This is a genomic window from Streptococcus sp. X13SY08, assembly GCF_001182825.2.
Classification (GTDB): Bacteria; Bacillota; Bacilli; order Lactobacillales; family Streptococcaceae; genus Streptococcus.
Window position 1 is genome coordinate 59,242 of the sequence record NZ_LFYO02000004.1, and the last position, 24,575, is coordinate 83,816.

General features: G+C 42.1%; 12 protein-coding genes and 7 pseudogenes. 15 read left to right on the forward strand and 4 right to left on the reverse strand.

The features are described 5' to 3' along the window. The first annotated feature begins 19 nt into the window (after window positions 1-19). The 4 genes and pseudogenes from AEX56_RS07690 to AEX56_RS07705 all read left to right on the forward strand — a co-directional run bounded on the left by AEX56_RS07690 (window position 20) and on the right by AEX56_RS07705 (window position 4,458). Window positions 20-1,363 carry a PTS ascorbate transporter subunit IIC gene (locus AEX56_RS07690; protein ID WP_173554788.1) on the forward strand — a complete coding sequence of 448 codons (1,344 nt, stop codon included), beginning with the start codon at window positions 20-22 and terminating at the stop codon, window positions 1,361-1,363. A gap of 12 nt (window positions 1,364-1,375) precedes the next feature. Further along, window positions 1,376-2,208 (forward strand): annotated as a pseudogene (locus AEX56_RS07695) (transketolase). Between the two features lie 2 nt (window positions 2,209-2,210). Next, window positions 2,211-3,147 (forward strand): annotated as a pseudogene (locus AEX56_RS07700) (transketolase family protein). Window positions 3,148-3,557: 410 nt separating this feature from the next. Beyond that, window positions 3,558-4,458, forward strand: a pseudogene (locus AEX56_RS07705) (glutathione S-transferase family protein). Here AEX56_RS07705 and AEX56_RS07710 read toward each other — a convergent pair. After that, window positions 4,427-5,089: an alpha/beta fold hydrolase gene (locus AEX56_RS07710; protein WP_049618605.1), complete on the reverse strand. Its 663-nt coding sequence runs from the start codon at window positions 5,087-5,089 to the stop codon at window positions 4,427-4,429. The pseudogene AEX56_RS07705 and the gene AEX56_RS07710 sit on opposite strands and share 32 nt — an antisense overlap. Before the next feature lie 237 nt (window positions 5,090-5,326). Between AEX56_RS07710 and AEX56_RS07715 the strand changes: the two genes are divergently transcribed. The 5 genes and pseudogenes from AEX56_RS07715 to AEX56_RS07735 all read left to right on the forward strand — a co-directional run bounded on the left by AEX56_RS07715 (window position 5,327) and on the right by AEX56_RS07735 (window position 10,237). Next, window positions 5,327-5,974 (forward strand): helix-turn-helix domain-containing protein, encoded by a 648-nt coding sequence (locus AEX56_RS07715; RefSeq protein WP_049618606.1) that lies wholly within the window; start codon window positions 5,327-5,329, stop codon window positions 5,972-5,974. 10 nt (window positions 5,975-5,984) lie between these two features. Continuing rightward, complete coding sequence (locus AEX56_RS07720; RefSeq protein WP_049618607.1) at window positions 5,985-6,191, forward strand: hypothetical protein; 207 nt, start codon at window positions 5,985-5,987, stop codon at window positions 6,189-6,191. 231 nt (window positions 6,192-6,422) lie between these two features. After that, window positions 6,423-7,787 carry a pneumococcal-type histidine triad protein gene (locus tag AEX56_RS07725; RefSeq protein ID WP_330218262.1) on the forward strand — a complete coding sequence of 455 codons (1,365 nt, stop codon included), beginning with the start codon at window positions 6,423-6,425 and terminating at the stop codon, window positions 7,785-7,787. Between the two features lie 176 nt (window positions 7,788-7,963). Beyond that, a pseudogene (locus tag AEX56_RS07730) lies at window positions 7,964-9,231 on the forward strand (branched-chain amino acid transport system II carrier protein). A gap of 592 nt (window positions 9,232-9,823) precedes the next feature. Continuing rightward, window positions 9,824-10,237, forward strand: a complete 414-nt coding sequence (locus tag AEX56_RS07735; protein WP_160315184.1) for a hypothetical protein — start codon at window positions 9,824-9,826, stop codon at window positions 10,235-10,237. A gap of 567 nt (window positions 10,238-10,804) precedes the next feature. On the opposite strand, the pseudogene AEX56_RS07740 reads toward AEX56_RS07735, so the two are convergent. Continuing rightward, window positions 10,805-12,908, reverse strand: a pseudogene (locus AEX56_RS07740) (Xaa-Pro dipeptidyl-peptidase). Window positions 12,909-12,999: 91 nt separating this feature from the next. Between AEX56_RS07740 and gla the strand changes: the two are divergent. The 5 genes from gla (at window position 13,000) to AEX56_RS07765 (ending at window position 18,362) form a co-directional block, all read left to right on the forward strand. After that, window positions 13,000-13,851 (forward strand): aquaglyceroporin Gla, encoded by an 852-nt coding sequence (gene gla, locus AEX56_RS07745; RefSeq protein WP_049618610.1) that lies wholly within the window; start codon window positions 13,000-13,002, stop codon window positions 13,849-13,851. Between the two features lie 164 nt (window positions 13,852-14,015). Continuing rightward, a complete protein-coding gene (locus tag AEX56_RS07750) occupies window positions 14,016-14,744 on the forward strand; it encodes a CppA N-terminal domain-containing protein (RefSeq protein WP_049618611.1) in 729 nt (242 codons plus the stop codon). After that, entirely contained in the window at window positions 14,741-15,664 is a 924-nt protein-coding gene (locus AEX56_RS07755) for a serine hydrolase domain-containing protein (protein ID WP_049618612.1), read from the forward strand. Before AEX56_RS07750 ends, AEX56_RS07755 begins: the two co-directional genes overlap by 4 nt. Before the next feature lie 163 nt (window positions 15,665-15,827). Beyond that, window positions 15,828-16,649, forward strand: coding sequence for a CHAP domain-containing protein (locus tag AEX56_RS07760; RefSeq protein WP_053093955.1), 822 nt, complete (start codon window positions 15,828-15,830; stop codon window positions 16,647-16,649). A 492-nt stretch (window positions 16,650-17,141) separates the two neighbouring features. Then, complete coding sequence (locus AEX56_RS07765) at window positions 17,142-18,362, forward strand: MFS transporter (protein WP_049618613.1); 1,221 nt, start codon at window positions 17,142-17,144, stop codon at window positions 18,360-18,362. Window positions 18,363-18,430: 68 nt separating this feature from the next. On the opposite strand, the pseudogene pflB reads toward AEX56_RS07765, so the two are convergent. After that, a pseudogene (gene pflB / locus AEX56_RS07770) lies at window positions 18,431-20,715 on the reverse strand (formate C-acetyltransferase). Between the two features lie 326 nt (window positions 20,716-21,041). Here pflB and dinB point away from each other — a divergent pair. Beyond that, a pseudogene (gene dinB / locus AEX56_RS07775) lies at window positions 21,042-22,102 on the forward strand (DNA polymerase IV). Window positions 22,103-22,144: 42 nt separating this feature from the next. On the opposite strand, the gene recD2 reads toward dinB, so the two are convergent. Continuing rightward, entirely contained in the window at window positions 22,145-24,508 is a 2,364-nt protein-coding gene (gene recD2, locus AEX56_RS07780; protein WP_049618614.1) for an SF1B family DNA helicase RecD2, read from the reverse strand. Window positions 24,509-24,575: the final 67 nt, after the last annotated feature.

Here is a 24,575-nt window from a genome sequence, read left to right on the forward strand (position 1 = left end):
AAAATAAGGAGAAGAGATTATGTTGGATTTTTTAATCGATGTGGTGAGTACACCCGCTATCTTGGTGGCGCTGATTGCTATTTTGGGTCTGGCTCTTCAGAAAAAAAGTACCTCTGAACTGTTTAAAGGTGGGATTAAAACCTTTGTTGGTTTCCTTGTTGTGAGTGGTGGTGCAACCATTTTACAAACATCTTTAAATCCATTTGGTACCATGTTTGAGCATGCTTTCAACTTGCAAGGTGTTGTGCCCAATAATGAAGCCATCGTGGCTTTGGCACTTGATAAATTTGGGACAGCAACTTCCCTTATTATGCTTTTTGGGATGATTTTTAACATCTTGATTGCTCGCTTTACTCGTTTTAAATACATTTTCTTGACAGGGCACCACACTCTTTACATGGCCTGTATGATTGCCGTCATCATGACAGTGGCAGGTTTTACATCTGTTGGCTTGATTGTCATGGGTGGTTTGGCTCTTGGGATCATCATGTCCCTCGCGCCAGCATTTGTCCAAAAATACATGGTGCAGCTGACTGGGAATGACAAAGTTGCTCTTGGTCACTTTAGCTCACTTGGTTACTGGTTGAGTGGGTTCATCGGTGGACTTGTTGGCGACAAATCAAAATCAACTGAAGATATCAAATTCCCTAAAGGTTTGGCTTTCTTACGAGATTCAACTGTGAGTATTGCCATTTCTATGTCTGTTATTTATATCATTGTAGCGATATTTGCGGGTGGGACTTGGATTGAAGAAAACCTCAGCAATGGTGTGAACAGTATTGTTTATGCCCTTCAATTGGGTGGTACATTTGCAGCAGGTGTCTTCATTATCCTTGCAGGTGTGCGTCTCATCTTGGCGGAAATCGTTCCTGCCTTCAAAGGAATTTCTGAAAAATTGGTACCAAATTCAAAACCAGCCTTGGACTGTCCAGTGGTTTACCCATACGCACCAAATGCGGTATTGATTGGTTTCATTTCTAGCTTTATCGGTGGTCTTGTCAGCATGTTGATCATGATTATGACAGGTGGCGTTGTCATCTTGCCGGGTGTGGTACCTCACTTCTTCTGTGGTGCGACTGCTGGTGTTATTGGTAATGCTTCAGGTGGTATCCGTGGTTCTGTTGTCGGTGCTTTCATGCAAGGTGTCCTCATTAGCTTCTTGCCAGTCTTCTTGATGCCAGTCTTGGGAGATCTTGGTTTTGCAGGTTCAACCTTCTCAGACGCAGACTTTGGTTTGTCTGGTATCTTCCTTGGAACCTTGGCCAATAACGGTGGTGTACTTGCGGTTTCTATCGGTATCTTTGCAGTCTTAGCAGGTATGATTGTACTTAATTTTGTAAAGAAAGATAAGAAAGAGGCTTAATATGACAAAAAACTGTCCAGAACTCACACATTTGCGGCGGATATTCGTCGCAACACTTTAGAAACGCTCAACCAACTTGGTTTTAGGTACTATGGTGGTAGTTTATCAATTGTTGAAGTTTTGGCAGCTCTATATGAGGAAATTCTGGATATCGCTGTCCAGAATTTCTCGTCTAAAGAGCGCGATCACTTCATTCTATCAAAAGGTCATGCAGGTCCAGCACTCTATAGTACCCTGTATTTGAAAGGCTTTTTTGACCATGATTTTCTTTGGTCACTCAATCGTAATGGCACACACTTGACATCACACCCAGACCGTAATTTGACACCTGGCGTGGATACGACAACCGGTTCTCTCGGTCAGGGAATCAGTGTGGCAACGGGTGTTGCCTACGCTAAGAAAATTGAAGGAGCTCCGTACTTTACCTATACCTTGGTTGGTGATGGTGAATTAAACGAAGGTCAACGTTGGGAAGCGGCTCAATTTGCTGCCCACCATGAATTGTCTCATTTGATTGTCTTTGTGGATGACAATAAAAAACAATTGGATGGACCACTGCTGAAATCTGCCAAACTTTTGATTTTGTAGAGAAATTTACAGCCTTTGGCTGGGAAGCGGTGCGGGTCAATGGTGCGGATATTGCAGCCATTATTGCGGCGATTCGTGCCATTCAAGAATCTTCTTCACCTCGTCCAAAATGTATCGTCCTTGATACCACAAAAGGTCAAGGAGTAGATTTCTTGGAAGAAATGGTAAGTAATCACCATTTGCGTTTGGATGATGAGCTACGTGCGCGCCTAGAAGGCAGTGTCAAAGTTTTAGTGCCACAAAAAGAGGAGGTGTAAGGATGAGACAACCAAAAGAAATGCGCCGAGTTTACAGCGAGTTTTTAGCGGAAGTTGGTCAGGAAAATTCTAAAATCGCAGCGGTCGAAGCGGATTTGTCTAGCTCTATGTCCACCAATAATCTGAAGGCTACCATCGGAGATCGATATATCAATGTTGGTATTATGGAACAGGAAATGATTGGAGTAGCGGCAGGTCTCTCACTCATGGGCTATAAGCCTTACGTTCATACCTTTGGTCCCTTTGCTAGCCGTCGTGTCTATGACCAAGTCTTTCTTTCGCTAAATTATGCTCAGCTCAACGCGACCGTTGTTGGCTCAGATGCAGATGTAACGGCTGAGATGAACGGCGGGACTCACATGCCTTTTGAAGAATTAGGGTTGATGCGCTTGATTCCTAAGGCAACGGTTTATGAAGTGGGTGACGACATCCAATTTCGTACAGTTTTAGACCAAACGCTTGATTCTACTGGATTTAATTACATTCGAACCATTCGTAAGGCGCCAACGTGCGCCATTTATGAGTGTGGAGAGGATTTTAGCAAGGGCTATTGTGTGCTTCGTGAGGGTCAGGATGCAACCATTATCGCTAGCGGTATCATGGTGGAGCAGGCTTTGTTAGCTGCGGACACTTTGGCTGAAAAAGGGCTATCGGTGCAGGGTGCAGGTTATTGATCTTTTCCGTGTCAAGCCAATTGATGCTAGCCTTAAAGATTTAATCGTTGGGAGAGCTGTCTTTACTGCGGAAAACCACAATCGTATCGGTGGTATCGGCAGTGCCATCTGCGAACTTTTAGCTGAGGACGGAAATACACCTGTTCACCGTATCAGTGTGGACGAATCCTTCGGTCAAGTGGGACAACAAGCCTACCTGATGGAAGTTTATGGCTTAACTGCGCAAGCTATTGTCAAAAAAATGGAAGAAAAAATACAAAAATAGATTCTTGAGGCTGGGTTGTTGTCCCAGTCTCATTTTACCTTTTATCTTCCACACTTTTTTGTGAAGTCACTTGCAAAAAGAAAACGCTTGCAGTATGATAAGATCAAATAACAGGCACTAGTTGCCTGTTAGAAAGGATGAACTGGTGATTACTATGAATTTTTTTGATTGTTTCGGTTTTGGAGATGCAGTGCAAAAACATGGCTTGCGCAAGTTTGTGCCTTATTTTGTTCTGCTCTTTTTACTAGTCATCTCCATCTTTGGTATGCATCTTTTGATTTCCTATTTATGGAAGAAGAGAGGGGATCGACTAAGCTTCTAGTCGATTTTTTTCTTGATGGCAGAGCGGACAGTGGGCTTTATACCTAATTAGTGATAAAATAGAAGCAAGAAAGTCAAAGGAGGCAATCATGGGACTGTTAGTAGATGGAAAATGGGTAGATAAATGGTATGACACCAAGAAGTCTGGGGGACGATTTGAGAGGACAACACCGCAATTTCGCAACTGGATTACAGCAGATGGTTCATCTGGTCCAACTGGCGAGGGTGGTTTTAAAGCAGAAGCAGGACGCTATCATCTTTATGTATCCTTAGCCTGTCCATGGGCAAGCCGTACCTTGATATTACGTGCTTTGAAGGGACTAGAGGACATGATTTCTGTGTCTGTTGTGAATCCACTCATGCTGGAAAATGGATGGACATTTGCGGAAGGTGATGGTGTCATCGCCGACCCAGTTTTGAATGCAGATTACCTTTATCAAGTTTATACGCATGTGGATCCGACCTACACAGGGCGTGTGACAGTGCCTGTACTCTATGATAAGGTTAAAGATACCATTGTCAGCAACGAATCTTCTGAAATCATCCGCATGCTCAACACAGCTTTTGACCAAATTGGCGCAAAAAAAGGAGACTATGCTCCTGAGGAATTAGTTGCTGAAATTGATGAGCTGAACAGCTATGTCTACGATCGCATTAACAATGGTGTTTACAAGGCAGGTTTTGCAACCAAACAAGAGGTCTACGAAGAAGAAGTTACCAAACTTTTTGAAGCACTGGATACTCTTGAAGAGCGGCTTTGCCACTCTAGTGCGCTTTGACTCAGTTTACTACGGTCATTTCAAGTGCAATCTCAAACGATTGACCGACTATCCAAATCTCTGTAACTACACCAAGCGGATATACAATTTACCTGGAATCGCAGACACGGTCAACTTTGATCATATCAAACGTCATTACTATGGTAGCCATAAGACCATCAATCCAAACGGCATCGTACCTAGCGGACCGATTTTGGATTGGACGCTATAAATTCTTTGATAACCTGAGCGACCTGCTCGGGTTTTTCTGTGTGCGGAGAATGACCCAGCTGTAACTTTTTGTCAACCGTAATCTGTTTAGGTATTTTTTCAAGCATGGTCAGCTTCCATTGAGGTGCCTCCAAGCGCTGCGGGATTAGGAGCGTCGGGACCCCTACCTTGTCTAGCCAGCCCTGCGTTTGTCGTTGGAGTTTTAGTAGATGGAAAATAGCAGAGCGGTTGAGTTTGAGTCGGTAGAGACCTTCTATTTCTTGAAAGGAAATTTGGACAGCCTTTTCCAAATGTTGAGACCAATAAGGACTGTTTTCTTTTTCAGCTGACAATACCATTTCTACATTCTCAAAAACCCCACTCTCCAGATAGTGTTCCGTTCCAGCCGTTTCATCTTCCAGTGACACCAAGCTATCCAAGTCAAAATAGCCACCATCTAGTAAAATCAATTGCTGAATTTTGTGACAATGAGTCGCTAAATAAGGTGCTAGATTAGCCCCCATAGAATGTGCGATGATGATGATGGCATCCAGCTCTGCTATTTTGTCCTCGAACCAAGAGAGGAAGTGCTTCAGGTCTGCAATATCTTTATCGATTTCATCTCCGTGCCCCGGAAGCTCCAAGATGGTCATGTCTAGACGAGCCTATCTTTCAAATCCATGGCATGATAGCGATTGGAACCCAAACCACTTAGAAAGATAATCTTTGTCATGTCTATCCCCTTTTTTCTATTTACTGTCATTATAGCATAAAATTTTTTCCAACTAAAAAGAGATAAAATCCAACTATTTTCCCATTGATAGTTGGTATTTTAAGGATTATACTAAAACTATCAAGAGCTCAAGATAAATAAACAATAGGAGGTTACTATGCAAACGATTGGTGAAAAAATTAAAGTATTACGAAGAGAAGCAGGACTCAACCAACAGCAACTAGCCAATAAGCTAGGCTTGTCAAATCAAGCTATTTCAAAATGGGAAACAAATGCTACCCAGCCAGAAATTACCTTGCTGCCAGATATTGCTACTGCCTTTGGAGTCAGCATTGACGAGCTATTTGATTACACCACTGAGAAATACCTTGATAAAATTGAAAGTCGGCTAGATAGCGGACAATCCCTGCCTCTTCAGGAAATCGCTAATTATGAGCGATTTTTACAGGATTTGACACAACCAGATCAGACTCTACGCAAGTCAGAGTTGCTAGCCTATCTCTATTTTCGATGTGGTGAGGATTTTATGGATAAGGCCAATGCCATTTCTAAAAAAGTATTGCTAGATAAGCCAAATGATAAATCTAGTCTGAGTATAATCTCCCGAGCTTCAAAGGGTTATCTCTTTGATTGGAACCAAAGAAATCACACAGAATTGATTGATTACTATATCACGACCTTAGAACAAGATCCTCGTCAAACGGCAATTTACCTCTATTTATTGGATAATTTGCTGGATGATTGGCGCGTGGAGGAAGCAAAAACATGGCTAGAGAAAGCAAGCAAAACCGGATCCCATCCATGATTATTATGAATTGCTTATTCGTGAGAAAGAAGAAGGCTTCACTGCTGTCAAATCCGACTATCTGGCTTTTGCAGAAAAGCACGCAGCGGATTGGCGTCTCCTCTTTTCAGTTGCCAATCCCTTATCCGCCCATGGCTGTTACGAGGAGGTCATTCCTATCTGGGAAAAAGCCTATGGGGGAATAAGGCTGGTGCTATTAAAGCCTATGAAAAAGTAATCCATATTCTCAAAACGGGTTGGAACTGCCGCTTTGGGAAAGCGGTGGATGATGTTCAAGCGAAAATTAACTTCTTAAAAGAGAATGTATAAAAGAGAGTGGGCAAGAGTGGTCATTTCGAATAAATGTGATGGTTTTCCTCCTCAAATACTGTACACTTTCAAAAAAATTATCTTAAAGAAGAGTTTGGGACTACTTTTTATCCCGAACTCTTTTTTGCGCAATGGTTTAGTGTTTGATCCGGCTCAGATTACACGTCGTGTACCAATGGGTGTTGTGGTTCCTTACGACAAAATGTCCCCACTAGAAGAAAAAATTTCACGAATAATCCCATTGACGGGTGACCGAAAACCAAGTGCGCCAACCCCAACCCCAACTCCAGTGAAATCGGTGGTTCAACCAAAGCAACCAACTCTAGTTGCTCCAAAACCGAAGGAGATTATTCTACATTTCCAAGGGCAAAGTTTCCCAGCAATCAAGAAAGGATTGGATGGCAAGCCTTATACCACTAGCGATCATTATACGTTCACTAAGGATTCGATTTACTCAGTGGATGAGGACGGTATCACCGCGACGCATACGGTAGACGGCAAGAGTCACATGCACTACGTACCTTTCAATGAATTGGAACAATATGAGCTGGACCAAGTAGCAGAATGGCTCAAAGAGCAAGAAAAGCCAGCAGATTCTGCGCTTTCGATGGACGAACTTTACAATGCCATTCAAGGTTTGTGGGCAAAGGTAGAAAAGATTGTTAACGAAAAAACGCAACCCAGTCTGGAAAATAAAATTCTTGACTTAGATTCGCGTATTACCGAGGTGCAACACAAACGCAGTAAGGAAAGTCTGTCCGCTATCCAAAAGGATTATCAAAAGGCTTTGGATGCTATCGAAAAAGAGCTGGTTCATCCAACTTCTGAAGCAAACACAGCTGTGAAAATTCCCGCTAAGCAAGTTTATCAAAATGTGGCTCCAGCTCTCTTGATTCCCCTAGAAAAAATGCCATGGAATATGGATCAAACCGTAGAAATCAAGGACGGTCATATCTTCGTGATTCCGCACACTGATCACTACCACAATATCAAGATGGAATGGTTTGACCAAGGTCTTTATGAGGCACCAGCAGGCTATACCTTAGAGCAATTGTTTGCAACCATTAAATATTATGTGCAACACCCAGAAGCGCGTCCTAAGAAGGACGGCTGGGGCGATGATAGTGATCATGGCCATGTCTCTTCACATGAAGGAGAGGACCTTCCACATGGTGTGGGGCCAAGTCAACCAGCTGTTTCTGCAGATGAGGAGGTTGTAGATGATAATGGAGATACAGAAGAAGTTTCAAAAACGGCTGATAGACCAGATATTATCAATGTGGATGCGACGGAAACACCAGAAGCTAAGGCCCTCTACGAAGAACTCTGGGCATTAATGGCGCAAGTAGATAAAATGGGTGATTTAGATGAGAAATCTGCTCTAGAAGCGGAAGTAGATGCTCTCTTTACACGTTTCAATGGTCTACGTGAGGCCGGAACAAGCGATACTGTGGCAACGATTTCTGAAGCAAGTCAGGCTTTAAAAGCCAAACTCGCAATGTAAATGGACTCTCTTTTTGACTTCTTAAACAATTACGCACCCAAAAGTGTCCCTCCTAAATAGCTCTCTCTAGTAATATTAGGGAGAGTTTTTTAGCAAGGAATACATATCTAAAAAGCGTTGAAGTACTTTAACAAGTTTGTTACAATAAATAAATATCATTATTATAGGAGAAGAAAATGAAATCATCAAAATGGAGTGTCTATTTGACGATAGGTCTCATGTTATTTGCCCTCTTTTTTGGAGCAGGTAATCTGATTTTCCCAGCGCTTTTAGGAGGAGTTATTGCGATTGCCTATACAGGAGCAAAGGATGCGGAGAGCATTGCACGTCCTGTTTCAAAAGGCTATGCTCTGTTATTTTCAATCGCTTTGTACTTGTCTATCGGTCCATTTTTCGCTATTCCGCGGACAGGTGCAACTTCGTATTCTTTGGAATTTCTTACTGGCTGGCGATTCGTCCAAGTAAGATGGCAGATCGTATTGGAAAATACCTGACACCGACCTTGCTCTTAGTATTGACGATTCTGGTGGTAGCTTCCTTCTTGCATCCTGTAGGAGATTTGGGAATGCCTGCAAATGCAAGCTCAGCGGTTAGTGATTCTTACAAGGATCTTCCTTTCGTTGCTGGCTTGATTCAAGGTTATGGTACCATGGATGCTTTAGCTTCTCTAACTTTTTCCATCGTAGTTATCCAGTCTGCTAAGGTTTTCGGCGCTAAGACTAGTAAGGAAGTAGCAGGTGTGACGGTTCGTGCAGGTGTTATTGCGGCAGTTCTGTTGGCCTTGGTCTACGTTTTTTTAGCACGAATCGGTGCGACTTCTCAGTCTCTCTTTACTTTTTCGGATGGTGTTTTCCAATTAAATGGCACAGCGATTGATGGCGGTCATGTGCTTAGTCAAGCGTCCTATTTCTACTTAGGTGCTATTGGACGAGCAGTGCTGGCATTGGTGATTTTCCTGGCTTGTGTTACTACAGCGACTGGTTTGATTACAGCCTGTGCTGAGTATTTCCACCAAATCCTACCAAAAGTATCGCACACAGCTTGGGCAACCATCTTTACACTTGTTGCGACCACTTTTTACTTCGGAGGGCTATCTGAAATTATCAAATGGTCTCTGCCGGTTCTCTACCTTCTTTATCCATTGACCGTTGTCATCGTATTCTTATCTCTAGCTAAAAATCTCTTCAAAGGTGATCGTCGCGTCTATCAATGGACGATTGGATTTACTTTTGTAGCAGGGCTCTATGATGCACTAGCAACGCTTTCTACCATGACAGGATTCTTCCAACTTCCAAGTGCAATTACCCATTTCTTTACTAAAATCGTGCCTCTAGGAGCCTACTCCATGAGTTGGATTCCATTGGCTATTCTCGGCTTCATCATTGGGATGGTAATGCATGTGGTATTGGGAAAAACGAATGAATCATCTAAAGAAACAGTCTAAAAGGGCTGTTTTTTTATTGTTTCCATATTAGAAGGTATATATGAGTTTATCTCAACCTAACAATATTCTCCTTGCTCCTATCTATCCTATTTTGTCTATTTTTTGTTTCATGCCAAAGTGTATAGGATAATAATAAAACAAGTATACTTAGATTTAAATAAAAAAGGATATAGGTGATGTTCTGTGAAAATTGAAAATAGAATCATTTAAATACAGGTGCAGATAGTCTTTCTAAATGGGATAGAAGGGCATTATGGGAATTAAATCAAGTTTTTTCTGAGGATGGAGAAAATGGTAATGGATTTTTTTGGAAAGATTTTAAATTATCCGAACATCCTATATTACTTATTAGTAAAGATTCCCAGTATTCTTATTTAATCAATCCGAAGAAACCTATCCATTCACCATTTGCAACTTTAATGAGAAATATAGATGATGTGTATGGATTGGAGACTTACCGAATTTCAAGGTTTTATCCAGGTTTGTGGGGAACGATATTTACTATTTAAAATTTGATGCCAACAATTTTACGAAACAGTATTCTTCAGAGTATTTAGTAAATTATCTTTTTCATGAATCTTTTCATTATTATATGCAAACATCTTGGAGTGGTGGAGAGCGTTTCTATGGTGAACTCACATCGGAGGATTTGAATTTACTGGACCAGCAGTTAAATCTTTTTGATAAGGCAAGAGAAGAAATAAACAAGAAAGCGCCAAATAGAGAAGTTCTAATTGAAATATCAAGACAAATTCTCGATATTGCTAACAAAAGAGAAGAGATAAATCCTAATTATGTAATCAAAGAACACATGATGGAAACAGTTGAAGGAACAGCTACATTTATGGGAATCCTAGCTTCACAATCTGTTGGGTACGACTATGGTCCCATGTGTTTTGACAATGTGAAAGATGTTCCTTTCTCAGATGTAGTCCCTTTTTATAGGAATAAAAAACTTTCAGAAGGTTTTTTAAGAGACCGACTTCCATACGAGACTGGTGCCTAACTTTCGTTATTACTTAGCGTAATAGATCCAGAAAATAAATGGCAAACATATTTAAATGGACAAACTAGTGGAGATACGAGAACACTTATTGATGCTTTAGAGAAAACTTTGCTAGATATTGAAAAAAGATAAACTTGATTTATTATACATGAAGTATTATTTGGGGATAATTTTGTTAAACTCTAGGCTGAATTTAAAAGAGATAGATACTATTTTATCCAAAGAAGCAAACTGGTTTGATTAATGTAGATGAACTTTTCGAGAAGTTATTTGATTTTGAATTATTGAAATAACAAAAAATATTGTCCGTTTTAGAAGTCTTCATTTTGAGATTATCGTTAATGCCAATATATTGTAGTTTATATAACGGAGTGTGTAGTTACCAAAATAGTTTATCTTGCCATTTTTTATGAAAAGTCATTTTCCAAGGTTTGGTTCCTTAAATTGGGTATGCATCTGTAGAATAATCTGTCAGCCGATATAAGTGGTGCAATCTACCTGAAAGCTTGGCAGCAGCTGAAATACCAAAAAGTCTCCAACCTGTCGTTAACCGTATCAGAAAAGACATTAGCACTTATCCATTATAAAGAGCACCCAGCCCTTGCATAAGCAAGAGCTGGATTTTTTCTTGTCACGGATGGTTGTTTCAAAGTCAGTTGTATAAAGGATGAGACGCAAAGTATCTCCTTTTTCGAATTGGTAAATAGTTGGTTGTAATTCCCAATCCAAGTCTAGCCAAGTATCTGCAGGAACATCTTCGATTGTCAGTAAATCTGTGCGATTTTGCAGGTTGAGATGCCCTTTTGTGACAACACGATGAGGTGTGTCCATGAATGGCAATTCTGTTAGATTTTCTTGAGCATGGTAGCGACCGTTATCCAGACTGAGACGTGATTTGAGCGTTGGAATCGGTAGCAACCGTTTCTTGCTACCAAAGTCTAACAGCTGGGCGGAAATCAGTCCCTTGTCTACGCTTGATTTAACACGAAGGTGGAGGCTGGCGCGACCATTTAAAAGAAAGTCTTCTTCAATGGGAATGTCAATGGTTACTTGATTAGCCTTGTCCGCATGCAGATCTGCATGGAAAGTCGAATAGGATTTGCCATAACGCACGAAATCCTCTTTGGTATAATGGTTGTCAATTGTTGTTTCCTCTGAACCAAGGGGCAAAGTGAGCTTATCCTGACTACCAAAGGTCTCCAAAGTTGTCCAGCTTTGATCTGAACTATTGTCTTGCCAAACGATGGTTGGAAGTGTATAGCCGTTTTCATGGCCCAATAGTTTTTGACTGAGGAGGGCATTCATAGCCTCACGGAAATCAATGGACTGCCAGTTGTTCATATAGACATGGGCACCGTTGTGGAAGAAGAGATGTTTGTTGATGGATGATGGCAGAGCATGGAACGTATGATAAACATGGATTGGTTTTACATTCCAGTCCTGTGAACCATGTGTGAAGACTACCTCGCACTTGACCTTTTTAGCATGGAGCAGGTAGTTGCGATCATGCCAATACTGATTGTAATCGCCGCTTGCACGGTCCAGAGAACGCCCTTCTGCATCAAAGCCAGCTTGGTAGATGGCACGCTGACGCAAGAAATCTCCAGCCTGCAAGCTACGAGAGTAAGTTAGTGCGGTCAAACTATCCAAATCCTCACCAGGATAGCCTCCGGGACTTGTTACGAGTCCATTCTCACGGTAGTAATCATACCAAGAAGAGATCCCCGCTTCGGCAATGACTACTTCTAAACCATCCACGCCAGTTGTTGCAAGGGCATTGGACATGGTACCGAGATAAGAAAGACCAGTCGTTGCGACCTTACCAGATAATCGCCAGAGGTCATGTAACCGGTGGAACCAAGCGTTCCTACCCCTGAGACATGGATGCTAGCAAATCCGCGCGAAAGGAAATAATCATTGAGTGAGTAGGAGCCGATATGCCCCAATTTTTCGCTGGCGGAACCAATTGGTAAATCGCGCATATCGCCAGGTAGCTTTTCTACTTCATGATCCGCTACAGAAATGATTCCAGCTTCTTTTTTAATCAAGCCACCTTCCATTTTATGAAGAGCAGCATATCAAAATGTGGACGTAAAATCGATACCTTGACAATATCTGTTTGCCCATTTCCAGCTGTGTCCACGGGCGTTTCCACATAGACCACTTCGCGAATGAGATCTTTGGTTGAAAAAGTCGCCAAGGCTTTACCATTGAAGAAATGATAGGCATTATCCTCGGGAATAAAATCATCCGCCACTAGCTGGTCGATTAAGGAATTGCCATCTTTAGTGCGCGTGTTGAGGAGCTGATAGAGGTTTTCAATGACTGGACCAAATACAATTGGAAAAGCCGTCTCCGTGCGGAAATTTTCCACCACTGTGTAATCCATACCAGGCACAAAGCCCAATAGCTGAAACGCTATTTGGTAGAAGACTGGAGCTGTCAAGTCACGATCAGATTGGAAAAAGCTCAATAAATCTGTCTCAGGATCTGCAAGAAGATTAGATAAAGCAAAATCTGTGTCTGCTGTTAGAAAGAAAATCTTACGGACAAAGCTTTCCACGTTTTCCTTATCAGTTTTTTCTAGATGGAGCTCAAATCCTAGCTCAGTCAGTTCTGTTAGCATTGTTTTCAGGTCTTTTTTGATATAAGAAAATTGATTAAAACGCATTTATTTATCCTTTTCTATAAATTCTCTATTTACATTCTCTATTATAGTTGATAAAATAGTTTTTGTCTAAAATATTTGGAGGAAATGACAAATGGATGTAGCAGTAAATGTAAAATATATTACAGAATTTTTGGCAACAGCTCTTCTCATCATTATCGGGAATGGTACAGTAGCCAACGTTGACCTAAAAGGGACCAAAGGAAACAACTCAGGTTGGATTCTCATAGCCATTGGTTATGGTTTGGCAGTTATGATGCCAGCTATGATGTTTGGAAATGTCTCTGGTAACCACATCAATCCAGCTTTCACGCTTGGTTTAGCTATTTCTGGTTATTTTGACTGGGCTTTGGTACCAGGTTATATTGCAGCGCAAGTTTTGGGTGCTATTGCAGGTCAAGCGGTTGTTGTTGGTGTTTATCGCCCATATTTCTTGAAAACTGAAAATAGCAACCACGTATTGGGTAGTTTCTCAACTATTTCAGCCTTGGATGATGGCACAAAAGAAAGTCGTAAAGCTTCATTGATCAATGGTTTCCTCAATGAATTCTTTGGATCGTTTGTCCTATTCTTTGGTGCTTTGGCTATGACCAAACACTACTTCGGAGCAGAAGTAGTACAGTACTTAGAATCTCAAGGTGCAAATCTATCTGATGTAGCTGCTCGTCATCAAATTAGTAATTACTTAACACCTGGTTTGAATGTGGCTCACTTGGGTCTTGGATTCCTTGTGATGGCACTTGTAGCAGCAGTTGGTGGCCCAACTGGACCAGCTCTCAACCCAGCTCGTGACCTCGGACCTCGTATCCTCCATGCAACCTTGCCAGCTTCTGTGCTTGGTTCAGCAAAAGCTGATTCAAAATGGTGGTATGCTTGGGTGCCTGTTGTTGCTCCAATCGCGGCGGGTATTGCAGCAGTAGCACTTTATAAAGTGATTTATGGCTAATCGTGAGAGCGGGACAAAAACCGGTCTTGTCGTTAAAATGAAACAAAAAAAGGAGCTAGGACTTTTGTCTCGGCTCCTTTTTTATCAATCGAATAGCACACAAATTCTTGTCAAACCTCTCTTTTTCCTTTACAATAGAGAGGTACGCACTCAAGGAGAAAACTATGTTAAAAACACAAACGATTGTGCCTGCTTTGCGGGTCAACAACCGAAACATCACTCAAGTCTTTTTGGAAGAAACATTGGGGATGAAAATCCGTCTTGAAGACGCTGCTTTTGGCGAATTTTCTGCCCATGGTGACAAGATCATCAAGCTAGTCTTGATAGAGTCCCCAAGCATGCGCACGCGTGCTGTCAAAAGGCCCAAAAAACTCAATCGTATCGTCATCAAAGCCGATAGTAAGGAGATTGAGCACCTTCTAGCAACTGGTAGTCTGTTTACCAAACTTTATAAGGGGAAAAACGGCTACGCTTTTGAAGCTATTTCACCAGAAGGAGATCGTTTCTTGCTACATGGTGAAGAAAACGTCTGTGAATTGCAGGAAATTCTACCGCCTGTCGCCTTTGAAAAGCTAGCAGATGGACGTGGATTATCACGCTTTACGATTGAGGATATTGCCATCAATACTCCTGATATGGAGGCGAGCCAGACTTTTTACAGTCAAGTTTTACCAGAACAGCCAGACTTGTCTTTTGTCGAGGCGCAAGGTCCTGATTTGCTAGTAGCACCAGACAGCACTTGGGATTTGGATAGCATTCGCTTTTCTGTGGCAGGTGATTTTAATTGGGCAGAACTCGAAAGCAAGCTCGCTCAGCCATTTTTTAAAGATAAAAAGGGTCGCTTTATTCAAGCGATGGATCCAAGCAAGATTGAATTATGGTTTGAAAAATGATCCAAGCTATTATTGATAAAATTCAAGAACAAATTCAAGAAAATCTCTATTTAGGAGCCAGTTTGGCTCTTTTTTCTGATGGGAAATGGACGGAATATACTCTTGGACACGTGACCGAAGAAGAGATAACAAAGCCTGGCTTGGTCTACGATTTAGCATCTGTCTCTAAAGTTGTTGGCGTAGGAACTGTGCTTATTTTCCTCCTTCAGTCAGGGCGCTTAGATTTGGATAAAACTTTTCAGTCTTATTATCCTGCTTTTCAAGACGAAACCGTCACTATCCGTGACTTGGTAACACACACATCGGGCATTGATCCTTTTATTCCCAATCGTGACCAGTTGACGCAGGCGGAGTTAAAAGTAGCTATTGAGCGAATTACCGTGACCGATGATAAGGGATTTCAATATACGGATATCAACTTGATTTTGCTGGGATTTTTGGTAGAGTATCTGTTTGGTAAGGACTTGGATCAGGTGTTAGAGGAAGAGATTTTTCAGCCATGGCAGATGGCAGAAACTTCTTTTGGCCCTGTGCCCGGTGCTGTCCCAACGATTAAGGGGATTTCGGATGGACAAGTTCATGATCCTAAGGCAAAGGTTCTCGGACCTCATTGTGGCTCTGCAGGACTCTTTTCCACTATTCATGATCTGGAGCTCTTTCTCACTCACTACCTAACTGATGCTTTTACGGAAAATTTAACCAGCAATATTAGTTCATCAAAGCCACGCTCCATTGTTTGGAATATTGACGATGAAGACTGGCTGGACCATACGGGTTATACAGGGCCTTTTATCATGGTAAACCGCAAAGCTCAAAAAGCAGCTATCTTCTTGACCAATCGAACCTATCTTTATGACAATCGGTCTCTCTGGATTGCCAAAAGACGGGAATTGCGGGATATAATCAAGAAAAATTTATAATGTCCAATGGCCATAGTTTTCAAAATGTATGAAAGGAAATTGACATAAAACTTCCTGAAACGAGACAAATTTGTAACAAAACACATGTGTTTTTAATCTGGGTATTATTTTTTTGATACATAGATTTGTTAACATGTATATATCACATTTTGGAGAAGTATACATGAAACAATTTTTAGGAAAAGCAACGGCACTGACTCTACTTGTAAGTGGAGGATTTTTTGCGGGACAACTGGTTCAGGCAGATAGCTACACGATTCAGGACGGCGATTCTTTTTATTCTATCGCACAAAGCTACGGTATTGATGCTTATGAATTGGCAGCAACAAATGGCATGGGAATTTATGATCTTATTTTACCAGGTCAAGTATTGACTCTTCCAGGAGTGTCAACAATGCTGGCAGCACCTGTTGTAGAAAGTACTCCGCAGGCGGCAACATCTTCTTATACTGTTCAAAATGGGGATTCGTTTTCCACTATTGCAGCAGCACATGGGATGGATTTAAATCAATTAGCTGCTAATAATGGTATGAGTATTTACGATTACATCGTGCCAGATCAAGTTTTGCAAGTAGCTGCGCAAGCAACAGCACCAACAGCTACTGAAACAAGCACCTCATCCTACTATCTGGAAGATTTTGATTATGAACCAGGCATTAACTATCCAATCGGTCAATGTACGTGGGCTGTTCAAAAATTAACTGGCTGGGCAGGCGATTGGTGGGGCAATGCTGCGGATTGGGGTCGTCATGCGGCGCGTGAAGGATTCTCCGTTGGCACAGAAGCGATGGTTGGAGCCATTGCAGTTTGGGATGATGGAGCTTATGGTCATGTTGCCTATGTGACAGACGTCATGAGTAGTACCCAAATACAAGTCTTAGAAGCCAATATTAACGGCCGCCAATGGATTGATAACCATCGTGGCTGGATTAATCCGCTGAATACAACAAGTCTAGTAACTTATATTTATCCACCAGAATATTAAAATATTCGGAAGAGGTTGGGGCAAAAGTCCTGCCTCTTTTCACTTTTTGAGCCCTAGCAGTTCGAAGTAATGCTTGCTTGAAAGTTTTTACCTCTTGCACCGCAAAGAGGAGCGTCCTTTCTAATCCACTGTGCATACGTGGGAGTAACAAGGTCTGAGGACAGACCTTGTTAGATCGAATGCATAAAACGAAGAAAGTGAAGACAAGACCAAAATCGTTATTTAGGAAGATTTATTGATTTTTTCTGACTATCTTTTCAACATTTTCTTGACAGAGCTTGTAATTCTTAGTAGACTGGTAAAAATTGTTAATAGCTTTAACTGTGTCCCGTGAGACATAAAAGTGAATCAAGAGGTGAAGAGGCTTCTGGCTTTTTCATGCTATTATCATGCACTTTTAAGGACGGGAAATCTAGGATTTCTCGTTTTTGTTTGGGCTTTTCTCAATTTAATAAAGCTAGCCAGTGAGTTAGCATTAAAAAGGAGAATACTATGTTGGGTTTGACACTCGATAAGAATAATCAGCGTGCATTGGCGTCTGCCATCGTTGCATCAGGGACCGACGATTTGAACGTCATGTTTCTCTCGTTTTCTATGGCAAGTATCATAGCAGAGCTGGGTATTTCAGGAGTGCAGGCAGGATGGATTGCCACTATCACCAATCTGGGCATGCTTCTGGGTGGACTAGTCTTCGGACTCTTGGCTGACCGCTACAATAAATTTAAAGTCTTCAAATGGACCATCATCGTATTTGCAGTAGCAACAGGACTCATTTACTTTACGACTAGTTTGCCTTATCTATACTTGATGCGCTTCATTGCAGGGATCGGTGTCGGTGGGGAATACGGTGTTGCCATTGCCATCATGGCAGGCATTGTGCCCAAGGAGAAAATGGGACGCGTTTCCTCGCTCAATGGAATTGCGGGACAGATTGGTTCCATCAGCTCTGCCTTGTTAGCAGGCTGGTTGGCGCCGAGTCTGGGGTGGAAAGGTCTATTCCTATTTGGTTTGACTCCTCTCCTGTTAGTGCTTTGGATGCAATTTTTCATTAAAGAGGACCAAATCATGGATCACGGTCAAGGACAAGATGTGGAAGATACTCAAATCGCTCATGTTGGTCAACTTTTTAAAACTCCTACTTTGACAGCTCAGACCTTGGCTCTCATGGTGATGACAACGGTACAGATCGCAGGATATTTTGGGATGGTGAATTGGCTGCCCACTATTATTCAGACCAGTCTCAATATCAGCGTCAAAGATTCATCACTTTGGATGGTGACGACTATTCTAGGCATGTGTATCGGGATGTTGGTCTTCGGACAAATCTTGGATTCATTCGGACCGCGTCCAGTGTATAGTGCTTTCCTTCTGGCATCTGCAGTCTGTGTCTATCTATTCCAATTTGCCAACTCTCAAATGACCATGATTTTTGGTGGAATGGTCGTTGGGTTCTTTGTAAACGGCATGTTTGCAGGTTACGGTGCTATGATTACTCGTCTTTATCCGCATCATATCCGCTCCACGGCAAATAATGTCATCTTAAATGTAGGGCGCGCTGTGGGAGGTTTTTCATCGGTCATCATTGGCATGATTTTAGATGCTTCAAACGTCGCAACGGTTATGATTTTCCTCTCCAGCCTTTACTTGATCAGCTTTGTAGCCATGCTTTCCATTAAAAATCTTAAAACAGAAAATTATCATCAGTTTCAATAAAATAAGCTCTCCCATGGAGAGCATTTTTATATCAAAAAAACCTTGCCGCGAGGCAAGGTTTTCATGTATTAGTTACCTGAGATTGCTTCAGCAGCATCATCCATTGAAAGAACTTCGTGGAAGACACGTTGTGTCAATTCAGTTTTTTGTTCTGGTGTGAGGTATTTAGTGTTTACACAGTATCCAGAGATACGAACGATGACATCTTCACCGGCCATGATTTTCTCATAAACGTCGTTCAAGTCCATAACGTTCAAGTTAACGTGTTGGCCTCCACCTTCGAAGTAACCATCAAGGACTGTTACCAAGTTTGTCACTTGCTCGTCAAATGTTTTACCAAGAGCTTTTGGTGATACTTGAGTTGTCAATGAGATACCATCGGCAGCATAAGAGAAGTCAAGACTTGACAATGAGTTCAAGTTTTGCAACCAACCACCACGAGCTTTATTTGATGGGTTGGCACCTGGTGAGAAGAATTCCAATTGTGACAAGTTTGTAGAACCGTCTTCATTGAGGAATACACCACGGTGAACTGGTGAGTGACCAGTTTGTTTAGAGTAGGCAACGTTTGAAGTAATTGTAAGAAGTGAAACAGTCGCTTCAGCGTCTTTGTAGAGTTTGTGGCTACGAAGACGAGTTGTGTAAGCTTCAATCAACCATTCTGCCAATTCGTTTGAATGTGGGTCATCTTCACCCCAACGTGGGTAGTCGCCAGTTGTTTCGTAGTCGTAAACATAACCGTTTTCGTCACGGAGAGTCTTAACAGTTGCGTACTTGATAGCTGACAATGTATCGACTGTATTTGCGAAACCACAGATACCGAATCCCATGTTAGCGCGGTGTTTTGTAGGCAAGAAGGCCATTTGAACTGCTTCGTAGTTGTACTTGTCGGTCATGTAGTGGATGATGTTCAAAGCATCTACATAAGTGTCTGTTAACCAGTCAAGAGATTTTTCAAAGTTAGCTTTGACTTCTTCGAAATCAAGTATTTCTGATGTTACAGGTTCGATGTCAAATACTTTGTAGTCTTTATGAACATCGTCGTAACCACCGTTGATACCAGTAAGAAGAGCTTTCAAGACGTTAACACGAGCACCGAAGTACTGGATGTTGTGGCGGCCTTCTTCGTTTTCTGGGTCAAGTGGAGACACACAACATGAGATACAGCTCATTTCGCCGTAACCATCTTTAGCCATTGTTGTTACACCTTCGTATTGGATAGACGAGTGTTTGTGGCTCATCTTCATACAATATTTACGGAAGCTGTCTGGCAATTGATCTGTCCAAAGAACTGTCAAGTTTGGTTCTGGTGAGTTACCGATGTTGTCAAGAGTATTCAAGAAACGGTAGTCCATTTTTGTAACACGGTGACGACCGTCAGCACCCATACCTGCCATAGAAGTTGTGATGAAGGTTGGGTCACCTGAGTAGAGGGCATCGTAAGCTTTTGTACGAGCGAATTTCACTGTACGAAGTTTCATAACGAAATCATCTACGAATTCTTGGATTTCTGATTCTGTAAATGTACCGCGAGCCAAGTCCCGTTCTGCGTAAATATCAAGGACGATTGGCACACGACCAAGTGAAGTAGCGGCACCGTTGATGACACGACATACGGCCATGAAGGCGATGTTTGTCCATTGGATCGCTTCTTTCACGTTCATAGCTGGTTTACGAACATCAAGGCCGTAAAGGTCACCAAGGCGAACAACCTGTTGCAATGCTTGGTATTGAAGGTTGATTTCTTCACGAAGACGGATAGTTTCTTCAGTGGTGTCTGTTATAGAATTCCAGTCTGCAACTTTTTCTTCCATCAAGTAGTCTGCACCGTAAAGAGCAAGACGTGCGTAGACACCAATGATACGTCCACGTGAGTATGCATCTGGAAGACCAGTTACTGTGTGGGCATGGCGAGCACGACGAACGTTTGGTGTGTAAGCACGGAAGATACCGTCATTAACAGTTGTTACGTGTTTTGTGTAGATTTCATGAAGGGCTGGGTCTGGTGTGTAGCCATTTTCAGTCAAAGTAGTTTCCGCCATACGGATACCACCTTTTGGCATGAAGCTCAATTTAAAGAGTTCATCGTTTTGAAGACCAAAAATTAATTCGTCTTCTTTAGAGATATAACCAGCAGGAAAGAAGCTTTTGTTTTCTCTACGATTTTTTTAATTTTGAGTGAACGCTCTGTTGCACCAGCAAGGAAGCTTTCGTCACCATTATATGGTGTGTAGTTTGCTTGTACAAAACGAGATACACTAGCTTTTTCTTGCCAGTCAGTACCTGCAAAGCCTTCCCAGGCTTGGGCAAAGATGTCTTCCGTCACGTTTTTAGTTTTAACTTTTGTTGACATGAGGGTTCTCCTTTATAATTTAAGCACTATCGTACTTTTATGCTCCTATTATAGCACTTGTGAAGTATTAGCACAAGGTAAAATCGCTTGAAAATAAATGAAAGGATTTACAGAATGTTTTCAAGTGATTGTTTTAACAAAATGAGAATAGACAGAAAAATTAGAAATATTATAAACTTGCGGAATGTCTATATCATTGGAATCGTAAAAGATAAAAGACGGGAAATAGGAAAGATGCTATAATAAGAAAAGTAGAATCTGTGCTCAAAAATATATAGAAATTGTCAAGAAAATAAGGAAGAATTTTCTAGTTTTTGGGAGGCTATATGCTCATTTTCCTTCTCATCAATGATACATCGCGCAAGATCATTCATATGGATATGGATGCTTTTTTTGCTGCCATTGAGGTGCGGGACAATCCTGCTTTGCGAGGCAACCAGTCATCATCGGCCGAGACCCGCGGCAATCAGGTGGTCGTGGTGTGGTGTCAACCTGTTCTTATGAGGCACGTGCCTTTGGAGTGCATTCAGCCATGTCTTCCAAAGAGGCCTATGAGCGGTGCCCGCAGGGGATTTTTATCTCAGGAAATTATGAAAAATACCAAGCGATTGGCTTGCAAGTTCGAGAGATTTTCAAGCGTTATACGGACTTGGTGGAGTCTATGTCCATTGATGAGGCTTATCTGGATGTGACGGAAAATAAATTGGGCATTAGCTCCGCTATTAAAATTGCCAAACTCATTCAACATGATATTTGGAATGAACTCCGCCTGACAGCATCGGCAGGTGTCTCCTATAATAAATTTTTGGCTAAAATTGCCTCGGATATGGAAAAGCCGCATGGTTTGACCGTTATTTTGCCAGATGAGGCGGTGACTATCTTGTCTGCTATGCCGATTGAAAAGTTCCATGGTGTTGGCAAGAAAACAGTGGAAAAGCTACATGAATTGGGTGTTTATACTGGAAAGGAATTGCTAGAGATTTCTGAGATGGAATTGATTGATCGGTTTGGAAGATTTGGTTATGATCTCTATCGCAAGGCACGTGGCATTTCCAATTCTCCTGTCAAGGCCAATCGTATTCGTAAGTCTATTGGTAAGGAGCGTACTTATGGGAAATTGCTTTACACGGAGGAAGATGCTAAGAAAGAATTGTCCAGTCTGGCTAAGCGTGTCAGCGAAAGTCTAGTGAAACATAGCAAAAAAGGTAAAACAGTCGTACTAAAGATTCGATGTGGTGATTTCACTACCTTAACCAAACGGTTAACTTTGGATCATAAGACAGATCCAGCAGAGGAACTGGAGCGTGTAGCGCATGGCATTTTTAAGCAAATAGCAGAGCTGCCAAAAGGGATTCGTCTGCTGGGGATGACTGTGACGAATTTTTAAGCAAATATAAAAGAGCTTCATGCACCATGAGCTCTTTTTATGTCATTTGAAGAATGCTGTGATATCCTCTTCCGTCAGTCCAATCATAGGATCAATGGTTTGGTAATTTTGTGGGGTTAGAATGTAAGACCCTTCTGGCGTTTGCGTCCGGTTTTCTGACTGGACTTGATTTGGAGTCATTTCCATTTTCTCAGGAATGAACCGTTCCACTAGATAGGTTTTCCGACTGGGACCTGTATTTTTGACGGCGTAATCAAAAGCACGAACTTGTCCTAGCAGAATGAGCTTACTTTTGGCGCGTGTGATGGCAGTGTAAACCAAGTTGCGCTGGAGCATGCGGTGGCTGCTGGTCGTGATGGGCAGAATAACCACTTGGAATTCGCTTCCTTGGGATTTATGAATAGACATAGCGTAGGCAAGTGTGATTTTGTACCATTCGTTGCGTGGATAGGAAATCTCATTTCCGTCAAAATTAATGGTAATTTCATCCTGTTTGGAGTCCGTATATTTGGCGGGGAGGAGGTCGGTGATGTAGCCTAAGTCGCCGTTGAAGACGTTGCTTTCGGCATCGTTGACTAAGTGAATGACACGGTCACCTTGGCGAAAAACTTGGTCGTTGGCACGGAACTCTATCTGTCCATCCACCAGAGGATTGAGCAGATTTTGCGCCATCAGATTCAGCTGATCAATGCCAGCGCTCCCACGGTACATAGGTGCCAGAATTTGCACTTCCTGTGCTGGGATTCCTGACTTAATGGCTGCGCTGACAATGCGCTCCACGCCGGCGGGAATCTGTTCGCTAGTGACTTCAAAATAGGAGCGGTCAGCTTTTTTGTCACAAAAATCAGCCGGAAGGCTGCCCTTATGGATATCGCTTGCCAAATGCACAATGGTTGAATCTTGCGATTGACGGTAAATGTTCTCCAAGGTTTTGCTTGGAAGGCTAGGAATCCTCAGTAAATCTGCTAAGACTTGTCCTGGGCTGACAGATGGTAATTGCTCTGCATCTCCCACAATCAAGAGTTTGGTATTAGTGGAAATGTGGTTGAAGAGCTGATTGGCTAGCCAGGTGTCTACCATGGAGAATTCATCTACGATGATGAATTCGGCATCCAAATAATCATCACGATAGGATTCGGTCGATCCTTCAGTTAGTCCTAGATGACGATGGATGGTAGCGCTGGGAAGACCTGTCAATTCATTCATCCTTCTGGCGGCGCGTCCAGTTGGAGCTGCTAGTAAAACGGGACACTCTCCTCCCTTGACCTTGGTCAGATTGATACCGTGGAGCATAGCGTAAACCGCTATAATACCATTTATGATGGTCGTTTTTCCCGTTCCTGGTCCACCAGTCAGTAAGAAAATGGGCGAATTAATAGCCTCGACAATAGCTGCTTTTTGGATACCATCATAGGACAGTCCAGATTCCATTTCCAGCTCTGCTATTACCTGTTTAATCTTTTCAATCTCAAAGGTAACAGAGACTGATTTGTCCATCATTCGGCTTAGATGTTTATAGATTCCCTCTTCTGCGAAAAAGAGACTATTGTCAAAGATCTTGGTGCCGATTTGCTGGACTTTTCCATCTGCGATGAGACTAGTTAATTCTTGAGCAACCGCGGCGGGATCAAGCTCAATGGGACGGGCTTCTTCTAAGATGGTGAGGCTGTGTTCCAGTAAATCACGCGCTTCGACATAGGTATCGCCCGATTCGATGGAAGCGTTGATCAGACTATAAAGCAATCCTGCACGAAAACGTTTTGGGGATGTCGCTTGGATTCCCAGATTTTCAGCGATGGTATCTGCAATGGTAAAGCCCATTCCTTGCACATCTTCCACCAGTTGATAAGGATTTTCTTCGATGATATCCAGCGTTTTTTCTTTGTACTGGTCTTGAATTTGAAAGGCTAATTTATTTGGAATACCGTAGGCAGCTAACTTAGCTAGAATGACTTCAGTTCCATAATTCAGGCGAAGTGTGTCCAGAAAAGCTTGACGATTTTTAGCGGAGAGACCCGTGATGGAAGTCAGTTTTTCCGGTTCAGCCAAGATTTGGTCAATGGTGTTGTCGCCATAGAGTTCTACAATCTTCTCTGCTGTTTTGCGCCCGATTCCTTTGAAATGATCGCTGGAAAAATACTTGATGAGACCTGCAGAAGTGGGCTTTTCTCGTTCGTAGCGCATTACTTGGAGCTGTTGACCATACTTGGGATGAGTCACTAAATTGCCCACGAAGCGATAAGCTTCCCCTTCGATGATATCAGCCATTGTCCCTGTCACAATGACTTCGTAGTCATCGTGGTCGCTATCGGTATCATCAATCTCTAAGAGTAAAATCTTATAAAAATTACTAGGATTTTCAAAAATAACTCGGTCTACAGTGCCCGAAAAATAGACTTTTGACATAGAAATAGAGGCTTCACTTTCTAGGGAGATAGAGAAAAGGCTGGGATGAAAGTCCTGCCTTGTTTCG